Raw genomic sequence first — 16726 nt, forward strand, 5'->3', positions numbered from 1 at the left:
AAAAAAGCTCTTTAATGAGATATTTTTTTATCTTTGAAATTCAGGATTTTTAACCGGAATGGCTTTATCTTTGAGCCTTTAGAAAATTAATATTCATTATGGAACAGAAAATACATCAGGGAAGAAACGTAAAACGTTTCAGAGAAATGCTTAACATAAAGCAGGAAGCATTAGCTTATGATCTGGGAGAAGACTGGAACCAGAAGAAAATTTCTATGCTGGAGCAGAAAGATGTAATTGAAGACAATCTGTTGAAACAAATTTCAGCAGTATTAAAAATTCCGGTTGAAGCTTTTCAGAATTTTGATGAGGAACAAGCGATAAATATTATTTCTAATACTTTTCACGATGAAGCATTCATCGGTAATTCTGGTGGCACTTATAATGTTAATCCATTACAAGAAATTTTAAAACTTCACGAAGAAAAAATTACGTTGTATGAGCGTATGTTGAAGGAGAAAGATGAAATGATGATTAGACTTGAGAAATTGATCAATAAGTGATTATTTATAAAGATATATTATTCAAAAAAAGAGACTTTTAGAGTCTCTTTTTTGTTTTGAAAGTATTATAAATGTCAAGTCAGGAAACACTTTCATAGTTTTCCGTAATAACCGTTCGGTAAGGGAAGCGGCAATTCTTATATATTTAAATCAGCTTTAATATTAGAATGTTCGTTGATCCAATTTTCAATAATATCTAAACATGTAATATAATTTTGAAGGTAGCTTTTTAAAGTAATTGTATTTGAGGATTCTATATACCATGAGGTATCTAAATTAATTGGCAATTCATCATTGAAAAATAGTCTAATTACTTCAAAATCTGCAATATGATTTATAGAATGATTATTTCGCATATATAAAAATTGTAAACTTTCTCCAATTTTTTTTGGCAAAAATGGATTAGTAATATAGGAACTAATTTTCTCATAGAGCCGTTTGTGATAATTATCATTGAAACTAATTATCTTCTCTAAATGATTAGAGTTGAGCTGCTTCTTTAACGAAAGTCGTTCTATATCAAATCCTACATTATAGTTATAATCTGAATTAGTATAATTTGCGTAAAAAGTAAACGATTTTAAATCAACTAATAGTTTAAGTACAACTTCTAATTTTCTTTGAAATATGACTTTTCTATAATCAAATCTATCGTACAATAAAACTGCTAAAATTAGAGTAGAAAAGGAACATGAAATAACGGCTATATCCTTTATAGTTGTTGTACTAAATTCACTTTCTTTGATAAGGAAAATTATTATTATTAAAAATAATATAGATATTACGAATATTATATATGAAAATATTTTTGACATTTATTTCAGATTAAAATTTATTAAATTCTGGATTGACATAAGATTACTCAAATACATTGTTGTAGCTGTTAGCGATTATTTTTTTAATCTTTTTCAATAATGATGTTCCCAAACTCCATGCTGGAGATTCCCGATTTTGAATAACCAAGTCTACCATGTGGCTCCAAAGTATCTTCTTTTAGGTGCCAAACTTTATCAATTCCAACCTTTAAATCATCATTAATTCGGCTTTCAATTCTTCTATAAATATCATAAAAAAAAATGTTCAAATAAAGTACTTTGATTATTTTCATTAAAATACTGCATACACATAAAACCCACACCTCTTTTATTCTCATTCATTATATTTTCTTTCGATAAACAATAATTATTAAATCCGTAAACTTTGTCTAGTACTTCAGCATCTGAATAATCTAAGAATTTGAATTTATCTATATATTCAATTATTTTTTTCCATTTTGGTGGGTAAAATATGAATATGCTTGTATCGGCATTTGGGCAAATCGTTTTTATTGCTTTAAATTTAGGAAATTGTTCATATAGCATTTTTTGGTTAATTTTTGTCTTTACTTCAATGATGTGAATTACTAATTCTGGTGAAACTATCACTAAATCATTAACTTTATATAGAGGCGCATAAAATGAGAGTTATAAATTATAATGTCACATTGCGTAGACAAAGTTCTATCTTTCGATAGGATAAATCCTTGAGCAACTTCAACCCATTTCGGCAAATGGTCTTTTAAAAATTTACGTAAAATTTCTTCATTAATTGCACCTAAACTTGGGTTATGGTTTTTAATAAACTCTTTTACCTGTTTAATTCGAAGGTCAAATTCTTGACTTAATAAAAAGAAATAATTTTCCATTTTAATAACTAGGATTAGTTAATTTTCAATTGTAGATACAAATGCCGTCCAATCCATTGTTCTTGTATTTCGCTTTTCTCCTATTTCTTGAATTACACTCAATCCTGAAAAAACAGAATCTTTAACAACTGTAAGAATAGTATTTGATAAACTAGTTGCTAAAGTTGCATCTCGGTGTTTGTCAATTAGAAGTTGATTTCTGTAATTATTAAATTCTGCTTCTATTTTTGGTATTAATTCCTGCGCTTCTTCTATTTTAGAATTTGATAAAATTTTGTTACGAAAATCTACTAAGTAATTATTCTCTCGAATTTTTTCAATATTATTTATTATAGGACCACTTGGGGTTTGTAATACAGGTATTCTTTTTACGGTTATAGCCTGTGATGTTATAATTTGATTTAAAGCGTTATATTTTGGTTTTATGTACCCACTATTAAATCTATTTGTTATTAGTTCTAAATTTGAAACTGATAGATAGTCGCAAATTACATTATCTAGAGCTAATAAATCGATTCTGAAAGAATTACCAGAAATATCTTTTCCAAATATTTTGATATTGTGACTATGATTATCTAAAGGTAAACCGTCTCCTGGTTTTTTCCCGTACACTTGCCTAACTATATGATTATAATCAGAAATTTCCTCAGTAGTAATAAAAGAATTAGATGTGTCCATTATCTCATTTAAATAAGGGTAGTGTTTTACAAACTCATCAAATTTCTTATTAGTAAAGTCATATAAAATTGGTTGAATTATCGATTGGTAACTAGAATCTTCATCGAGAAATTTAACATAAGTTGTATTGCGAAGATTAGCTGGGCATAGAGCTCGGCTTACAAACCAAAGTTCATCATAAAGTGTTAATAGTCCTTGCGGAGATTCTAATATTGGATTCCATCTCCACTGTTCATTAAAATATTGACGATCGTGATCGTAAAAATATGCGGTTGGACTACTGAATCCAATCAATGCTTTTCTCATAAGTTTTTTTTAAAATGACATCTAAAATTCTGGAACTATCTCGGGTTTTACAATACTACACAAAAAAAATTGACATAGATTACGGTTTCCCATAAATTCAAAATTATTTTTGTTCATCTGATCAATACTACTGGTACAAAACCCGATAGCGCGGATTTGTAATCCGTGCCCGCAAAGTATATCTTAACAGATTTAAAAAAAGAAAATCCAGTTTCTATTAATAATTAGGAACGGGCACGGAAAGAATTTCCGCGCTATCGTTGCGCATATCCGAGCGATTGGATTTAAAATAAAAAGATTCCCTCAACAAATCAACAACAACCTATATTCACCTTCATTTTCTACTGGTGCTCTATGAATACAAGGCAGCACTTGTTGTTTTGGATGATCTACCGCCAGACGCCAAAGATGACCTAATCCTAAATTAATAGGTTCGGCATCTTGATGTAATTGATAATGCAGATCAAAATAATTTTCTTTTAAAAAGTCTTCAAATTCTTCTTCTGTTCCATCATGCAGCTCTTTAAGTTTTGCTCTTATTTCCGGAATCAGGATTTTTTGTTCTGCTTGTGCATTAGAAACAATGTCACTTGCCGCTCCGTGATAGGTACATAAAAAAGTATCTGTTGCAATGGGCGAACGATCAACATGAAACGAATATACATCGGTCGATATAAAATCGAATTCGTCATCGCGTTCATAACATTTTAGTAAATTTAGAGAGGGCGAAGCGCCAAAATCGGCTAATAATTGTAAATCATTTAAGATTATTTCCCTTGCTATATTCCCTTTTTCGGAGAGTTGGAGCGCGATTAGATCTTCAGGATGAACTTCGGTTATATTTTCTTCTAAAGACAATTGGGCAACAATCTCATTAAAATCGCCATCCAAATTTCTGTACCAGCATAACGCGTTCATTTCTCCTGTAAAATTGGTATGTACAAGATCAGAGAAAGTAGACACTACTCCTATTTGGCTATTTTGGGAAAATATATTGCTCATGGTATCGTATTATTTAATAACCAATTGGTGTAATTATTTTTAAACACATAGAAACATAAATTTTGCTACCGCTAAAAGGTATTTCATTTGCATTAATACATCCCGAAACTTCGGGACCACTATGTGTTAGAAACTAGTTTCTTTTTGTTTACTTTTTTTAGATAAAGAAATAACTATGTTTCTATGTGTTTAAAATAATATTTTAAAATTATCCCAACCAGTTATATAATAGAATAATGCAGTAAAAGCTGCTTATTTTTTGGTTTTAAAAACTTTATAACATACAAAAAGAATCCCCAACCAAATAGGAATTAATTCTACGGATAACTTCATATTTGTCATCCACATGATGCATAAAATACCCAATAAAAATACAAAACAGATATAATTACTTACCGGATAAAATAAGGATGGAAACTTCGTTTTTGTGTTTTCCTTGTCTTTCGAAAGTCTAAATTTTAGATGCGTATACGAAATCATAACCCAATTAATGATTAAAGTAGACACTACTAAAGACATTAAAATACTAAATGCCTCTTTTGGAATTACTTTATTGATTAAAATACAGATCGCTGCAAAACATGACGATATTAAAATAGCATTAATTGGCACCGATTGTTTGTTGAGCTTCATTAAAAACTTTGGAGCATTGCCTTGATCTGCTAAACCATACAGCATACGTGAGTTGCTGTATACGCTGCTATTGTACACTGATAAAGCAGCGGTTAATACAATTAAATTAAGCACATTCGCAATAAGGCGTGTAAAATATATTTTGTTGCCAAAAAGCTCAAATTCCATTCCGTTTAAATTTTGAAAAACCATTACAAACGGACTGCTATCTGTCGTAATTTGTTGCCAAGGCGACAAAGCAAATAAAATGACCAACGCACCAACATAAAATATAAGGATTCTATAAATTACCTGATTGGTTGCTTTTGGAATGTTTTTTTCCGGATTTTCTGCTTCAGCAGCGGTAATTCCAATGAGTTCTAAACCTCCAAAAGAGAACATAATTAAAGCCATTGCAGATAATAAACCTTGAAAATTACCATCTGTGCCTTTTTCAAAGAAACCTTTTGGAAAAAAGCCTCCGTCGTTATATAAATTATGAATTGTAGCGTGTTCCCCTCCTGTTCCGCTTATGAGCAAATAAGTACCAAAAAGGATCATGGCAATAATTGCGACAACTTTTATGATTGAAAACCAAAATTCAGTTTCTCCGTATACTTTTACAGAGGCAAAATTTAAGGCATTAATAACCAGGAAGAAAAATAAACTGGATGCCCACAGCGGAATTTCGGGCCACCAAAACTGTACATAAACACCAATGGCTGTAAGTTCAGCCATACTAACTAAAATATATAAAATCCAATAATTCCAACCTGATGCAAAACCTGCAAAAGAACCGCAATACTTATAGGCAAAGTGACTAAAACTTCCTGATACAGGCTCTTCGACAACCATTTCGCCCAATTGTCTCATTATAAAAAAAGCGATAATTCCGGCAACAGCATATCCTAAAATAACCGATGGCCCTGCTAATACAGCCGCTGGACCAATACCAAGAAAAAGACCTGTTCCTATTGATCCGCCTAAAGCAATTAACTGAATGTGACGGTTCGTCAGCCCACGTTTGAGCTGATTCTCTTGTACATCTTCCTGTTTTTCTTTCACAAATTAGATTTTTAAATGAGTAAAATGTACTCACATATGTATAAACCGCGAAGATAAGTTAAAAAAGGAATCGCACAAAGCGTGCACTATGCTAAAACTCCAATTAAGTGCCTCTTTACTTGAATGGTTTTCGAAAGGCCGTCCCTATTAGCTTAAGATAAGATTCAGGATCAAACCTGATGATCACTTTAGACCGAAAAAGAATAGTTGATTTATTCGCTTTTTCCATCTAAGACTGCCACAGAAATCGAGTTCAGATACTCTCTGGGAGTGTAAGCAGTAATCTCTTTGAAATATCTATTAAATGAAGATTTAGAATTAAAACCAGCTTCATAAGCCAACTCAAGAATATTAATGCTATAGTTTTGTTCAGACAAACTTTTTAATTTCTCTTTTACATAAGCGATTCTGTACTGATTAACAAAAGTATAAAATGGCTTATTAATGAAATGGTTTAATGTTTCACTTATATGATATTTGTTAAGACCAGTAAGATTTGCCAGTTTATCGAGTGTTAATTCGCTCTGCATATAATAATGCTCATTTTCCATAGCGTTTTCGAGCTTTAGCAATATCTTAAACATTTCGCTCTGACTTAATATTTCTTTTCGCTTCTGTCCTTGTTGCGTTTCCTTTTCTTCAATTATAACATTTTCAACTGCAGTATCTGGTAAAAAATTATTTACCGCAACGGAATTCATTTCATCATTTATTTCTGAATCTACACTATAATTTGAAGCTGCCAAAAACATTTCATTATTTATACCGGTTGAACCAGTATCTGTCAATGCCCCATATTTATAGGTAATAATTCTAATAGTAATTACAATAAGCAGTGCATAAATTATAGACCTACTCAGATAATTTAAAGAGAAAGTAACAGCGCTGAAGATTGTAAATAAAACACCTAATATTCCAATACATAAAAAAAGCAACGCCAGCTGTACGATTAATTTTTTCTCCTGAGAGTTTCTAGGCAATTTATTTATCGCAAGAAAAATAATGCCACAAGAAAAAATGATATCCAACGGAAGAAGTGTATATAAACTGATGGTATTGTACCAATATAAAACCAAATAAGCTTTTGGTGAAGTCACAGTCAATACGCACACCGTAGAAAAATAACCAATTGCGCCAATAATAAACGGAATAAAAAGATACCATTTTGAAGCGCTGACAAATTCAGGACGAATCGTTTTTAAGGTATAGAGATACAACAAAGGAATATAACAAAACCCAATAAAGGTATTCATCATTGTAAGCACCTGCTGATCTTCTACAAAAGTAAAAATGAAAAATTTAATCGAAAGATGCAGTCCTATGCATACTACTAAAGAGATTAATAAATCATCTGCATTCTTTCGGAACCTGCTTCTTAATAGTAATACAACAGCTAACAGAGCCTGAAATATCCCAATGGCAATAATATATTTCATCTTAAAAATCTTTGTGCTAAAGTAGAATCACGCTGTTAATTTAATGTTTACTAATTACCAAAAAATTGATTCATAACAATTTAATAACAAAAAGCAAAACACTGATAATTAACCACTTATTTAAAATCAAAAAGATTGACACTTCTCAAAAGTAGTTCTAGTTCGATAAAGTCGTTTACTGGTTTAATTCGAAGCAATCTTTGCAGAAAACTACAAAACATGACACCAAAAATTATTCTTAAATCTTTGCTCCAGCGAGAAAAGAAATTTAAAAAAACATTCTTAATTACCTTCTTTACAATTAGTTCTTTTGTATCGACTTATGCCCAGACGATAAAAGGAATTGTTACCAGCGATGCTGGAACACTGCCAACGGCGAACGTTGTTGCTAAAACACTCAACAATTCAGTGATTTCAGATCTGCAAGGTGCCTTTACCCTTACTGCTCCAACGACTGGAGAAATAGTAATTGAAATCAGTTACATTGGTTTTGAAACAAAAACGCTGACTATAAATCTTGTAAAAGGGATCAATGATCTTGGCCTGATCCAAATGTCGCCTGACGGTTCAAGTTCACTGAAAGAAATTGTTGTTAAAGGTACAATGGCGCCATCTCAGGCAAAAGCATACAGCATCAAGAAAAATTCACTCGCCATTATGGATGTGATGGCAGCAGATGCAATTGGAAAATTACCGGACCGTAATGCTGCCGAAGCAGTACAGCGTATGCAAGGTGTTGCCGTTGCCCGTTATCATGGTGAGGCAGATCAGGCAACTGTTAGAGGAACTCCTTTTGCATGGACCTCTACCCTGTTTAATGGTAATCGTCTTCCTAGTTCAAATGTTATGGGAAACCGATCATCTGTATTAGATGCTGTGCCTTCTGAAATGATTCAATATGTACAGGTAGCAAAAGCAATAACTCCTGATATGGAAGGAGATGCTATTGGAGGATCAATCAATTTCATTACTCGTACTGCTCCCTCAAAACGTGTGCTGAATGTTAGTGCGGCAGGAGGTTACAATACATTTAGTGAAAATGGTACTTATAATGCATCTTTAACTTACGGCGATCGATTTTTTAATAACAAACTTGGCGTAATTGTTTCCGGAGCCATCTGGAGCAGACAATGGGGATCTGATGAGTTTGCCGCTACTTATAATACGGGAGCAACAGTTGTACAGCAAAAAAGATCTCTTAATACTGTACTTTTTAAACGCTATATGGGAGAGCGCGAAACTAAAGGGTTAAATATTGGAGCCGAATACAAGCTTACTTCTTCTGATAAAATATTTTTCAGAGGAATGGCTAATAAATTTGACGACGTTCGTCCGGTTTATGAATCTTATATCGATTATACCAATTCTCGTTTTCAATACAATTACAGATACTCCCATTATCAAACTGCTTTGAATGGTTTTGAAGTGGGCGGTGAACACCAAATGAACGAAAAATTTAAATTGGACTGGAGTTACAGCAATCATAAATCCGAATATTATTTGGATACTCCTCCTACTTCAGGCAACAAAGGGCTTCCTATTGCTACTTTCCGTCAAAAAATAACGGGAGGTTTCAATGACCTTTCAAGCGACGGAAAACGTTACTGGGGTTTTGATTCTCCAAACGGAGTTGGTGGTACTGTAGATCATTTTGAAACAGGTATTGCAAATCCAAACGAAGTAATGGATCCAACAAAACTATTACTAAATCAATTGGTAATTGCGCAGCTTAATAATAGTGAAAGAGATCAAATTGGCCAAGTCAATTTAAAAGTGGAAGCTAGTTCAAAAGTCAATTTGAAGTTTGGTGCTAAATACCGTCATAAAGACAGAACAAATACTTATGGGTCTAATTTCGTTTATCTGCCAGGAGCAGCAGTCGGGATACCAAATTCACCGGCTTTAGTACCACTTTCAAATTTACAAACAACCAATTTCCCAAGCGGAAGCAAGTTTTTCGGAAATATGAATGGTGATTTCAGCCAGTTCATAGTAAACCCATTAACTAAAGATCAGCTGTTTGCTATGTACGGGCAGTCTTTTCAAACCGCTAACGGATTTATGGATTTTACATCCAAAACAAATGCAACTTCTTTTTATACCGGCGATGAAAATGTAATTGCAGGATATGCAATGGCTGAAATCGACGCTACAGACAACTTCAAAATAGTAGCAGGTATACGAAACGAATATACTGCTATGACTTTAAATGGTACAAAAGCAACAACACAAGGAACTCCTGCAGTAATAACGCTTAGCCCGTCGATAGTAGAAAATAATTATAACTCATTTCTTCCAATGCTGCATTTGAAATACAAATTAAGCGACAAATCAAATCTTCGTGCTGCCTATACACGCACATTTGTTCGTCCAAATTTTGGAGATATGACACCGGGAAGTTCTACAAATACAACTGCATCTCCAATGACAATTACTCAGGGAAATCCTGATTTGAAACCTACTTTTAGTAACAATTTTGATCTTATGGGAGAGTACTATTTTGACAATGTCGGAATTTTATCAGGCGGCGCTTTCTACAAAAATATTACTGATGTTGTATTTACTGATGTTAGCATGCAGAACATTAATGGCAGTGATTACTTAGTTACTCAGGCAAAAAACTTAAACAAAGCCTCTTTATTTGGATTTGAAGCCGGAATCAACAAAAGGTTAGATTTTCTAGACGGTTTCTGGAGTGGTTTTGGAGTAGAATTTAACTATACTTATTTAGATTCAAAGACAGAAGTACCGCGTGTTAATGGAACCAATGTTTATAATGATAAAACAAGCCTGCCAAATCAATCTAAAAACTTATTTAACGCGATCCTTTTTTATGAGCGCAACGGAGTAATGCTACGTCTTGCCGGTAATTACAGAGGAAATTCAGTAGAATCTATCAATCAGCAATTAGGACCTGATTATTACATCTGGACAGATTCGAACTTTACTATTGATGCATCTGCAACTGTGAACATTAACAAGAGACTTAAGGTCTTTATTGAGTTAAACAACTTAAGTGACTCTCCTGTTAAAATGTATATGGGTAATGACAAACGCCGTATTACTTCACAAGAATGGTATGGAAGCCGTGGACAGGCAGGTTTACGTTATGACATATTTTAAAAACAAATAATTAAATAAATTAATCAAAAATAAAATGAAAAAGACAATATTAGTTATGGCTATACTAGTGCAGACATTAGCAAATGCTCAACTTACAGACAGTATAAAAAGAGTAGTTCCTTTAAAGGGCGGATTAAATTTTAGGGATGTAGGCGGATACAAAACTACCGACGGAAAAGAAGTTGCTTGGGGGAAAGTATACCGAAGTGCAGCTATTGATAAATTGACCGACGACGACGTCTCACTTTTAGATAAAAAAGGAATCCATACCGTAGTAGACTTTAGAGGTGTAGCAGAATCAAAAGCTGCTCCGGACCGTTTACCACAAAATACAGATTATACCCTTAGTCCGGCCGGAAGCGATAGTATTCCAAATCCTGCACAAATGGTTAAACTTTTGAAAGAAGGAGGTTTTCTTGAAAAATTCTATGGCACAGATGCCGTGAAATACAGCGGAGACCGATTCCGACCTTTATTTGTAAAACTATTGGTTCTAGACAATAAAGAAGCCATAATGTACCATTGTACAGGCGGAAGAGACCGTACAGGAATGGCTACTGCCTTATTTCTTTATATCTTAAATGTTCCTCAGAAAACTATCGAAGAGGATTATGTTGCATCAAATACCTACCTTAAGAAAATGAATAAAGGTATGATGGCACCTCTAGCGAAAATGAGCGGTTTGAGCCAGGAACAAATAGAAAATGAAATGGCATTAAAACCGGAACTTATCCGTTCATTTTTCGCAGGCCTTAAAACACAATACGGAAGTATAGAGCATTTTTTACAGCAGGAAATGGGAATTGGACCAAAGGAAATAAATATTCTTAGAAAAAAATATACTAAATAGTGTTTTCAAGATGTTGTTGTTTTATAAAAGCGATTGATTTATTCAATCGCTTTTTTGTTTAAAAGACTCAAGTAAGCTTATTTGATTATTTTTAACCAAAAACCTCCAAAATCAAATGACTTTGAGGTTTATAAATTTTGGTTACCAATTCTACTCTATTAGTTAAAAATGGTATTTTAGCGCCAATAAAAATAAAAAACCATGATTACCCCGCCATACCTAAAATCAGGAGCTAAAGTCGGAATTGTAAGTCCTGCAACAACTGTTAGCGCAACAGAAATAGAAGAAGGTCTTAAAATTTTAAAAAGCTGGAATTTAGAGCCTGTTATTGGCGAAAACGCTCATAATGTTTACGGCTGTTTTGCTGGAACAGATCAGGAAAGACTCGAAGATTTGCAAAAAATGCTTGACGACGATACCATAAAGGCGATCATTTTTACGAGGGGTGGTTATGGAACTATAAAAATTATCGACCAACTTGATTTTACTAATTTTAAGAAAAACCCAAAATGGATTGTGGGATATAGCGACATTACAGTTTTACACAGCCATATTCATACATTGGAAATAGAAACGATCCATGCTGTGATGTTGCAAGGTATGCCAAGAGCTACTCCAGAATCTGTAGCCTCAATAAAAACTGCTTTATTTGGAGAATCGTTATCATACAAAATTGCTAAAAGCCAAAAAAACAAATTTAGCGAAAACACTGTTGAGGGAACTTTGGTAGGCGGAAATTTATCTATTTTATTTGCTTTAAACGGGTCTGTTTCGGATATTGATACAACTGGAAAAATATTGTTTTTTGAAGATATTGACGAATATTTATATCACCTGGACAAAGCATTAATCGCGCTAAAAAGAAACAATAAATTAGCAAACCTAAAGGCAATTTTGGTGGGTGCCATGACTAATATTAAAGAAGATAATTTGCCATACGGCAAAACTGATTATGAAATAGTTTTGGATGAAGTAAAAGAATTTGATTACCCTGTTTACTTTGACTTTCCCTGTGGGCATCAACCAGACAATCAGACTTTGATTTTAGGTAGAACCATTACAATTACTCCAGACGGTAATTCTGTTACGGTTACGTTTAAAAATTAAGAAATACCATAAGATTATAAAAAATCCTGCAAAGTCTCGGTGACCTTGCAGGAAAAAACAATAATTACAAATGTTTTTTTTTATTCGAACACAAGAAGGAAAAAATTTATTTAACCTTATTTTCTTCATCAAAATACAATCCCATTTCTGCTAATGCAGGTTGCAATCTTGCTGATAGAATGCGTAATCTTACATTAGATGCTTTGACTGTAGGAAACTCCAGCAAGCGTTTAAAACCTATAGTTGTTCCTTCTGTTGCTTTTTTCCATTCTTTACCATCCCAATATTCAAAAACAAAACTTTCAACTCGCTGTCCAATAGTGATATTTTCTTGAAGTAGTAAAACGTTAAAAGTTTGTTCTTTCTTCAAATTCATTTCGACTACATTTTCATTTCCTTTCATCGAAAAAGAAATATGTGTTGCATCATTACCATCAAGCAAAGGTTTTATTTTTTTAACAGCACCAATTCCCTTTGCCTCATTGAGAAGATTTGTTTTAAATATTTTATCCAATTTTGCTTTCCAGCTTTTTAAAACTTTACGATCAAAATCAGTAATCAAACCTCTTTTATCTGGCGGAATATTTAATAACAGAACACCATTTCGTCCTACGGAATGAAAATAGATTTCTTTAAGATAATCAGCTGTTTTTACTTTATCATCTTCAGCCTCGTGATAAAACCAACCCGGACGAATCGATACATCCATTTCAGCAGGATACCATTTTAAGGCATCGCCATCTCTCAATTGACTGCGGCTTCCTAAAATCTGACCTCTATTATTTCCGGATGGTGGTTCATCAGCCTTAGTTTGCGAACCTTCATTGTATTTTTTATTTTTACCAACCGGCACTACACTCCATTCCTGCTCTCGTCCATGGCCTGTTTCTGTTCCTACCCAACGTACATCTGGACCAGAAACAGCAATAACTGCTTGAGGCTGTAATTTTCGAATATGTGCATACCATCTTTCAAAATCATATACTTGTTTTTTTCCGTTAGGACCTTCTCCGTTTGCTCCATCAAACCAAACCTCATCAACTTTGCCATATTGAGTAAGTAATTCTGTTAATTGTTCGATAAAAAAATCATTGTATTCGGCTGTTCCGTAAGAAGCATTATTTCTGTCCCAAGGCGATAAATAAACACCAAAACCTACTCCTAATTCTCTGCAGGCATCAGCAACTTCTTTTACAACATCACCTTTTCCGTCTTTCCATGGGCTATTTTTCACAGAGTATTCTGTTGTTTTAGTGGGCCATAAACAAAAACCATCGTGGTGTTTTGCAGTAAGAATGACTTGTTTAATTCCTGCATCTTTACAGGTTTTTACCCACTGTCTCGCATCCAAAGCTGTTGGATTAAACAATTTAGGATCATCTTTTCCTTCTCCCCATTCTCTACCTGTAAAAGTGTTCATTCCAAAGTGAATAAAACCTGTTATCTCTAAACGCTGCCAGCGCAGTTGCTGTGGAGAGGGAGTAATTGTTGCTGCAATTTCAACCAATTCTTCATCTGACATTGATTTATCGATACGGACAAAATTTTTGCTTTGCGAAAAACCTGCTGTTGTAAGAGCCGTCATCAAAAGCATTAACTGTATTCTCTTTTTCATTTTATATTTTATAAAGTGTTTAAATTTTGATAAGCTTAGTGGTTTTCGAGTTTCCTTTTTCATCAATATACTTAACGATATATACACCTGATATAAAGTTACTGCTATTGATACTAACCTCTTTTTGATTATTTAAGGATTGACTAAATAATTGCTGTCCAACTAAATTATAGATTTTTATAAATCCCTTTTGTTCAGCCGGTAGCACTATTGTAAAAATATTTTGAGCAGGATTTGGATATACTGAAAAAACAGAAGCCACATCGTTAGAACTATTTTCGAATGTTTCGGTATTAAGATTTCTACTGGTTAAACTTCCGCCTGAAACAGTCAATTCCAGATTAGCATTCATAACCGTATTTAATGCTCGCAAAAGCGAAAGTTGGTTGAGATAATCTACATCTGTTGCCGTATCCCAATACATGACTCCGGCTAATGCCATATCCCGAACATATTTTGTTTTTTTTATTATAGTCTGTTGTCCGTTAAACGTAATGTCTTTTGAGGTAGGTGCATTCATTAAAACATTATCCAATGAAGGATCGAGTGACGGATATTGAGCAACTATTGCTCTATAGCTTACGGTAGCTTTCGAATTATCTGTTGTAGCACCGTAAAATGGCATTCCCATAATAAGTTTCTGAGCAGGATATCCGTAATTAAGCATCGCGGTAATATTATTTACAAATTCAGTATAAGGAAATCGATCAGGACTTGGACCGTAAGACTGTATCGATATATAATCAAGAGCTGAAATTGCAGCCGGACTTATTTTATAATACAACGGATGTAGTGTCACACTAAAATTTGAAGTTGAAGATAATGCCGTATTTAGAGCCAATATTGCAGTACTATAATCCGACCATTCCTGAGTGGTCAAACACCATTCAAAATCTAAATCTACTCCATCAAAACCATAGGTTTCTACAATATTTTTTACATTATTGGCAAAGTTTGTTCTGGCTGCAGGTGTTGCAATCATTGTTTTCCAATCGCCTCCACTAATTCCTAAACGAATTTCGGCTCCATTATAACCGGACAATGTTTGTTTTAATCCATCTAATACACCTAGCCATGTTCTTGAATCTTTTCCGGGTTGAGCTATATCATCATATTTCCAATATGCGCAAGTTTTGGTTTCATTCCAGGAATCGACCACTATTTCGTTATTCTTGACTGTATTGATTTCGCTACTGCTTAAACTCAATAAATTAAGGCTGGTTTCGTCTAATTTTCCATCAAAATTAACTCCCAATTCAAAATTTGATCTAATAAAAGGTCCGGTTGTAGCGAGTAATCCGTCGCCGTTTTTATAGGAAACGGGTACAGAAACTCCATCAACATATATTTTAACTTGTTGATTGGCTCCGGCAGTTCCTGCATAAGTTACAGCAATATGGTGCCATCCTCCTGTTGTAATTCCAGAATTATCAGCCGTTACATAATTATCTGCGCCGTTGGAAAGATGAAAAATCAATTGATTTGTCGCGGCTGCTCCTAATTGTAAATCAATATTTTTGGTTGCAGATTCGTATTTTCTAAAAATACTGCTATTTTCAATCCATTGATCAATATAGACCCATGTAGCAAAAGAAAATGAGCCAAGTCCCGCTGTCGATTTATTAAGTAAATCGCCTCCACAATTCATGGAAGCACCGGAACCGGAAAAATCCATCAAACCATTTCTTGAAGCAAAACTAGCAAGATAAGTTGCGTTTGTCAAGACACCATTATTTACAGGATATTCAAAAAATAAATCACCATTTGCATAAGGATTGGCTGCCAGATATATTAAATCATTATTATTCCGAACATATTCTTCGCTGACTTGTCCGCTTTCGTAAAAATTAGATCTTATATAACCGCTTACAATCTTATATTTAAAAACATTGTTATCTGTTACGGGTACCAAAGACGCACCTGTAAATGTACCTTGATAAAGGTTTTTAGTATCAACAATTGATGTGGCGCTTTTATCCATTTTCCAGTACGAAATTAGATTTGCGTACAAAGGATGGTATTTATTAATGGTGTTCTTCATTTCAATATCTGCTGCCGCAATAGCATAATTCCAAATTTTGACCTCATCGATGCGCCCATCAAAACTTTTTCCTAGTTCAAAAGCTCCCGTTGAATTAGAAGTACTTGTAGGAAGCGTACCGTTTCCTGAAGAATAAGTAATGCCAGTTGTAACCTGTGTTCCATTGATATAAACACGAATCATATTGTAGGCTGACTTTGTACCGTCATAAGCCATTACGATATGATTCCATTGTCCAACTGCAATAGCCGAATTATCTACTTGCGCATAACTATTGCCATTGTTGGCAACATGAAAATATAATCTTTTTGTTGAGAGCTGTCCTAACTGAATGTCAATTCTATTTTGAGCAGGAAGTGTTGCAGCGGTTTTACTAAAAACATAACTATTTACATTCCAAGCATTAATATAAACCCAAGCTTCAAAAGAAAACTGGTTCACTCCATTTAATTCATTAATATTTCCAAAAGAAGCGTAACTACTTGTCGTGCCCGAAAAGGCGATACTTTGGTTGGTAGTCTGGCTTTTCATTACCTGGTTAATGGTCAATAGAAAAGCAATAAGTAATACTTTTTTCATAATAAACGGTTGTTTTTGGTTAATTTTTGGTCAATCTATAAGCACTCTTTTTTAATGGTTTTATAAAGAAAGAGTCGTTTTATCAGGCAAAAAAATTAATCTAAGAACATAGAATATCCATGCCA

Annotated in this window: 14 protein-coding genes; 4 read left to right on the forward strand and 10 right to left on the reverse strand. The window is 33.6% G+C overall.

Translation table 11 applies throughout. The features are described from left to right. Positions 1–98 precede the first annotated feature (98 nt). The gene (locus ACHRVZ_RS01315; protein WP_395420259.1) at positions 99–503 is read left to right on the forward strand and encodes a helix-turn-helix domain-containing protein; all 405 of its coding nucleotides are present in this window, start codon (positions 99–101) and stop codon (positions 501–503) included. A gap of 137 nt (positions 504–640) precedes the next feature. Here ACHRVZ_RS01315 and ACHRVZ_RS01320 read toward each other — a convergent pair whose 3' ends face one another. From ACHRVZ_RS01320 to ACHRVZ_RS01355, 8 genes are all read right to left on the reverse strand, one after another. Beyond that, positions 641–1318, reverse strand: coding sequence for a hypothetical protein (locus ACHRVZ_RS01320; RefSeq protein WP_395420260.1), 678 nt, complete (start codon positions 1316–1318; stop codon positions 641–643). Between the two features lie 83 nt (positions 1319–1401). Next, a complete protein-coding gene (locus tag ACHRVZ_RS01325; protein WP_395420261.1) occupies positions 1402–1587 on the reverse strand; it encodes a hypothetical protein in 186 nt (61 codons plus the stop codon). Further along, entirely contained in the window at positions 1568–1864 is a 297-nt protein-coding gene (locus ACHRVZ_RS01330; protein ID WP_395420262.1) for a hypothetical protein, read from the reverse strand. Before ACHRVZ_RS01330 ends, ACHRVZ_RS01325 begins: the two co-directional genes overlap by 20 nt. Before the next feature lie 62 nt (positions 1865–1926). Further along, positions 1927–2187: a DUF6602 domain-containing protein gene (locus ACHRVZ_RS01335; protein WP_395420263.1), complete on the reverse strand. Its 261-nt coding sequence runs from the start codon at positions 2185–2187 to the stop codon at positions 1927–1929. An 18-nt stretch (positions 2188–2205) separates the two neighbouring features. Continuing rightward, positions 2206–3171, reverse strand: coding sequence for a hypothetical protein (locus ACHRVZ_RS01340; protein ID WP_395420264.1), 966 nt, complete (start codon positions 3169–3171; stop codon positions 2206–2208). 303 nt (positions 3172–3474) lie between these two features. Beyond that, positions 3475–4173 carry a DUF1826 domain-containing protein gene (locus tag ACHRVZ_RS01345; protein ID WP_395420266.1) on the reverse strand — a complete coding sequence of 233 codons (699 nt, stop codon included), beginning with the start codon at positions 4171–4173 and terminating at the stop codon, positions 3475–3477. A 252-nt stretch (positions 4174–4425) separates the two neighbouring features. Continuing rightward, positions 4426–5850, reverse strand: coding sequence for an amino acid permease (locus ACHRVZ_RS01350; protein ID WP_395420268.1), 1425 nt, complete (start codon positions 5848–5850; stop codon positions 4426–4428). A 212-nt stretch (positions 5851–6062) separates the two neighbouring features. Continuing rightward, on the reverse strand, positions 6063–7286 hold the full coding sequence (locus ACHRVZ_RS01355; protein ID WP_395420269.1) for a helix-turn-helix domain-containing protein: 1224 nt from the start codon (positions 7284–7286) through the stop codon (positions 6063–6065). A 219-nt stretch (positions 7287–7505) separates the two neighbouring features. Between ACHRVZ_RS01355 and ACHRVZ_RS01360 the strand changes: the two genes are divergently transcribed. The 3 genes from ACHRVZ_RS01360 (at position 7506) to ACHRVZ_RS01370 (ending at position 12366) form a co-directional block, all read left to right on the forward strand. Beyond that, entirely contained in the window at positions 7506–10409 is a 2904-nt protein-coding gene (locus tag ACHRVZ_RS01360) for a TonB-dependent receptor (RefSeq protein ID WP_395420271.1), read from the forward strand. A 34-nt stretch (positions 10410–10443) separates the two neighbouring features. Continuing rightward, positions 10444–11259, forward strand: a complete 816-nt coding sequence (locus ACHRVZ_RS01365) for a tyrosine-protein phosphatase (protein WP_395420273.1) — start codon at positions 10444–10446, stop codon at positions 11257–11259. 201 nt (positions 11260–11460) lie between these two features. Continuing rightward, positions 11461–12366 carry an LD-carboxypeptidase gene (locus tag ACHRVZ_RS01370; RefSeq protein WP_395420274.1) on the forward strand — a complete coding sequence of 302 codons (906 nt, stop codon included), beginning with the start codon at positions 11461–11463 and terminating at the stop codon, positions 12364–12366. 106 nt (positions 12367–12472) lie between these two features. Here ACHRVZ_RS01370 and ACHRVZ_RS01375 read toward each other — a convergent pair whose 3' ends face one another. Continuing rightward, on the reverse strand, positions 12473–13981 hold the full coding sequence (locus ACHRVZ_RS01375) for an alpha-L-fucosidase (RefSeq protein WP_395420275.1): 1509 nt from the start codon (positions 13979–13981) through the stop codon (positions 12473–12475). Positions 13982–14000: 19 nt separating this feature from the next. Then, positions 14001–16601, reverse strand: coding sequence for a LamG-like jellyroll fold domain-containing protein (locus ACHRVZ_RS01380; RefSeq protein ID WP_395420277.1), 2601 nt, complete (start codon positions 16599–16601; stop codon positions 14001–14003). Positions 16602–16726: the final 125 nt, after the last annotated feature.

Origin of the sequence: Flavobacterium sp. FlaQc-57 (assembly GCF_044007395.1) — a bacterium.
In the GTDB taxonomy this organism is placed as follows: Bacteria; Bacteroidota; Bacteroidia; order Flavobacteriales; family Flavobacteriaceae; genus Flavobacterium.